The 3,430-nt window shown below is 32.2% G+C and carries 5 protein-coding genes; all 5 read left to right on the top strand.

Translation table 11 applies throughout. From position 1 onward, the window contains the following. The coding region (ccoN, locus tag D9T19_RS14330; RefSeq protein WP_121628927.1) for a cytochrome-c oxidase, cbb3-type subunit I at nt 1-1,256 on the top strand (1,256 nt) is incomplete at its 5' end. A gap of 14 nt (nt 1,257-1,270) precedes the next feature. Then, nucleotides 1,271-1,954 carry a cytochrome-c oxidase, cbb3-type subunit II gene (gene ccoO / locus D9T19_RS14325; RefSeq protein ID WP_121628926.1) on the top strand — a complete coding sequence of 228 codons (684 nt, stop codon included), beginning with the start codon at nt 1,271-1,273 and terminating at the stop codon, nt 1,952-1,954. Nucleotides 1,955-1,964: 10 nt separating this feature from the next. Further along, nucleotides 1,965-2,183, top strand: coding sequence for a CcoQ/FixQ family Cbb3-type cytochrome c oxidase assembly chaperone (locus tag D9T19_RS14320; RefSeq protein ID WP_121628925.1), 219 nt, complete (start codon nt 1,965-1,967; stop codon nt 2,181-2,183). A gap of 1 nt (nt 2,184) precedes the next feature. Then, the gene (locus D9T19_RS14315) at nt 2,185-3,072 is read left to right on the top strand and encodes a c-type cytochrome (protein ID WP_121628924.1); all 888 of its coding nucleotides are present in this window, start codon (nt 2,185-2,187) and stop codon (nt 3,070-3,072) included. Between the two features lies 1 nt (nt 3,073). Then, nucleotides 3,074-3,346 (top strand): DUF4006 family protein, encoded by a 273-nt coding sequence (locus tag D9T19_RS14310; RefSeq protein ID WP_205588734.1) that lies wholly within the window; start codon nt 3,074-3,076, stop codon nt 3,344-3,346. Nucleotides 3,347-3,430 lie beyond the last annotated feature (84 nt).

Here is a 3,430-nt window from a genome sequence, read left to right as displayed (position 1 = left end):
TAAGTGGTGTTTTTGCTGGATGGTATTACATTGGGCAAAGAGTATTAAAAGTTTCTTTAAAAGAATCTCCATTTTTAATGGGTGTTGCAAAATTACATTTTGCACTATATTTTATCACTATTTTATTAGCAGTTGTAACTTTATTTATGGGTTTCACAACTTCTAAAGAATATGCTGAATTAGAATGGCCATTAGATATTTTAGTTGTAATCTGGTGGGTATTATGGGGTGTTTCTATCTTTGGTCTTATTGGGATTAGAAGAGAGAGAACATTATATATTTCTTTATGGTATTTCATTGCTACTTTTATTGCAATTGCAATGTTATATTTATTTAACAATATGGAAGTTCCAACTGCCTTAGTATCAGGTTATGGATCGTGGATGCACTCTGTTTCTATGTATGCAGGTACAAATGATGCATTAGTACAATGGTGGTATGGGCATAATGCAGTTGCATTTGTTTTCACAACTCCTATTATTGCATTAATTTATTACTTCCTTCCAAAAGAATCTGGTCAAAATGTTTATTCATATAAACTTTCGATTTTAGCTTTCTGGGGATTAATGTTTGTTTATTTATGGGCTGGTGGACACCACTTATTATATTCAACTGTTCCTGATTGGATGCAAACAATGGGTTCTGTTATGTCAATTGTATTAATTTTACCATCATGGGGTTCAGCTATTAATATGCTTTTAACTATGAAAGGTGAGTGGCAACAATTACAAACTAATACATTAATTAAATTTATGATATTAGCTTCAACATTCTATATGTTATCAACTATTGAAGGTCCTATTCAAGCGATTAAATCAGTAAATGCAATTGCGCACTTTACAGATTGGATTCCAGGTCACGTTCATGATGGTACTTTAGGTTGGGTTGGATTTATGGTAATGGCAGCATTATTCCATATGGTTCCAAGAATGTATAAAAGAGAACTTTACTCTAAATCATTAATTGATACACAATTCTGGTTACAAACTACAGGTATCGTTTTATACTTTACTTCTATGTGGATTGCAGGTATTACTCAAGGTATGATGTGGAGAGCATATGATGAATATGGTTCTTTAGTTTATTCATTCATTGATACAGTAACTGTATTACAACCATATTACACAATCAGAGCTGTTGGTGGGTTATTATACCTTATTGGATTCTTTATCTTCGCATATAATATTTATAAAACTGTTAGATGTGGAAGAGTACTTGATAAAGAACCAGCAAACGCTACACCAGTAGCTGCGTAAGAAAAGGAGAAATTATGTTTCATTGGTTTGAACAAAGACCGTTTTTCTTTGCGGTTCTAGTATTCGTGTTTGTTGCATTTGCAGGTATTATTGAGATTATTCCAGATTTTGCAAAACAAAGTAGACCAACTGTTGGTACTAAACCATATTCTGTTTTAGAATTAGCAGGTCGTCAAATTTATATTAAAGATTCTTGTAATGCGTGTCATTCACAATTAATTAGACCGTTTAAAGCAGAAACTGATAGATATGGTATGTATTCATTATCAGGTGAGTATGCTTATGATAGACCATTTTTATGGGGATCAAAAAGAACTGGTCCTGATTTAATGAGAATTGGTAATTATAGAACTACTGATTGGCATGAAAATCATATGATGGATCCAGCTTCAGTAGTTCCAGGAACTGTTATGCCAGCTTATCCTCATCTTTTTGATAAGATGACTGATTTAGATACAGCTTATGGTGAAGCTTCTACAGTTAAAACTGTTTTTGCAGTTCCATATGATCAAGATATTGATGGTGACGGTAAAGTGGATGTTGAATTAGGTGACTACACAAGTGCTATTGCAAAAGCAAAAGCAGATGCAGTATTAATAGCAGCAGATATGAAAAATAAAGCTGTAAAAGATGCTGTTGCAAAAGGTCAAATTCCTGAAATAGTTGCATTAATTGCATATTTAAATTCTTTAAAATAAGAGGTTAATAATGGAATATGAAGAATTATTGAACATCCAAGGTTATATAAAGTTTTTCTTGTTATTCGTTGTATTTGTAGTTTTTTACTCATACGCTTACTCTATATATAGTAGAGATAAGAAAGGTGAACGAGATTTTGAAAAATATTCTAACTTAGTTCATGATGATTCATCTTCTTCTACTCCTCTTGAAAAAAGAGAAGATAATATAGATAACAAGGAGAAATAGTATGAAATCTATGGTTATAGGTGGAATTATTCTTGTCATCGCATTAATAGCAGGGACTTACCTTTCAACAGGTGATGCTTTTATCGGTGACGATTATATTAATAGTTTAACAATGTTAGGTGCAATTGCAATTATTGTTATTGTAGTATTTACAGTACTTAAATATGTTAATCAAATAAAAAATGATACAGCTAGTGGTGAATTAGCTGAAGATAACTGGGATGGTATTGGTGAATACCGTAATAATGTACCAACAGGTTGGGCCTTAGCATTTATAGGTACAATTATCTGGATGTTTTGGTACATGACTATTGGTTATCCAATTAATGGATTTTCACAAATTGGTCAATGGAATGAAGAAACATTAGAATACAATGCAAAATTTGAAAAGAAATGGGAAAACCCTTCTACTGAAACTTTAGAAGCAATGGGTCAATCTACATTCTTAGTACAATGTTCACCATGTCATGGTGTTGATGCTGAAGGTATTCAAGGTAAAGCACAAAATTTAACTAAAAGAATTTCTAAACATCAAGTTGTTCATGTAATTAACAATGGTTCTAATAGTTTAAAAACTGCATATCCTGGTGGAATGCCAGCTGGTATGGCTTTTGGACCAGATGTTGATGTTATTGCAGAATACGTTGCTGGTGGATTTAAAGGTGAACAACCTGCTGCTTTTGGTGTTTGTGCAGGATGTCATGGTGCAGATGGTAAAGGTATGCCTTACGTTGCTCCAAACATTAGAGAATATGATGATGCGTTAGTAACTGCAGTGTTAAAAGATGGTAAAAAATCAAATATTGGTACAATGCCAAGTTTTGATGGAAGACTAAATGAAACACAGCAAAAAGCTGTTGCAGCATATTTACGAAGTTTAGGAGAGTAAGATGGCTGGAAATACACAAATGAACGAAAACGAAAGAGGAATCTTTAAGTTAAGTGGTATCACTGGTATGTTAATTGCAACTGTTTTATTATTAACAATTTTAGTTGGTTTAACTATTGGTGCGATTAATGTACAACAAAGTGAATCAACTAATTATTATCAAATCAATCAAAGTCTTGATGGTTTAACTTCAGGAAGTTTTACTTCAGATATGAAGCAAAAAACAAGTGAAGAACAAAATAAAAATTACCAACTTATTGGTAATGGGAAATAAGGAGTAAGATATGGACAAAATTATAGGTATTTTACTTGTTGTCTCAGCTATAGTGACTTTATACTTTAGTTTCTTTAACGATGC

This window comes from Poseidonibacter antarcticus (assembly GCF_003667345.1).
In the GTDB taxonomy this organism is placed as follows: domain Bacteria; phylum Campylobacterota; class Campylobacteria; order Campylobacterales; family Arcobacteraceae; genus Poseidonibacter; species Poseidonibacter antarcticus.
This window is presented reverse-complemented; position numbering and strand designations above follow the sequence as displayed.

Bases quoted from the DNA above. Each gene is read 5' to 3' on its own strand.
- D9T19_RS14315 (WP_121628924.1), top strand. From the start codon at position 2,185: ATGAAATCTATGGTTATAGGTGGAATTATTCTTGTCATCGCATTAATA.
- D9T19_RS14320 (WP_121628925.1), top strand. From the start codon at position 1,965: ATGGAATATGAAGAATTATTGAACATCCAAGGTTATATAAAGTTTTTC.
- D9T19_RS14310 (WP_205588734.1), top strand. From the start codon at position 3,074: ATGGCTGGAAATACACAAATGAACGAAAACGAAAGAGGAATCTTTAAG.
- ccoO (WP_121628926.1), top strand. From the start codon at position 1,271: ATGTTTCATTGGTTTGAACAAAGACCGTTTTTCTTTGCGGTTCTAGTA.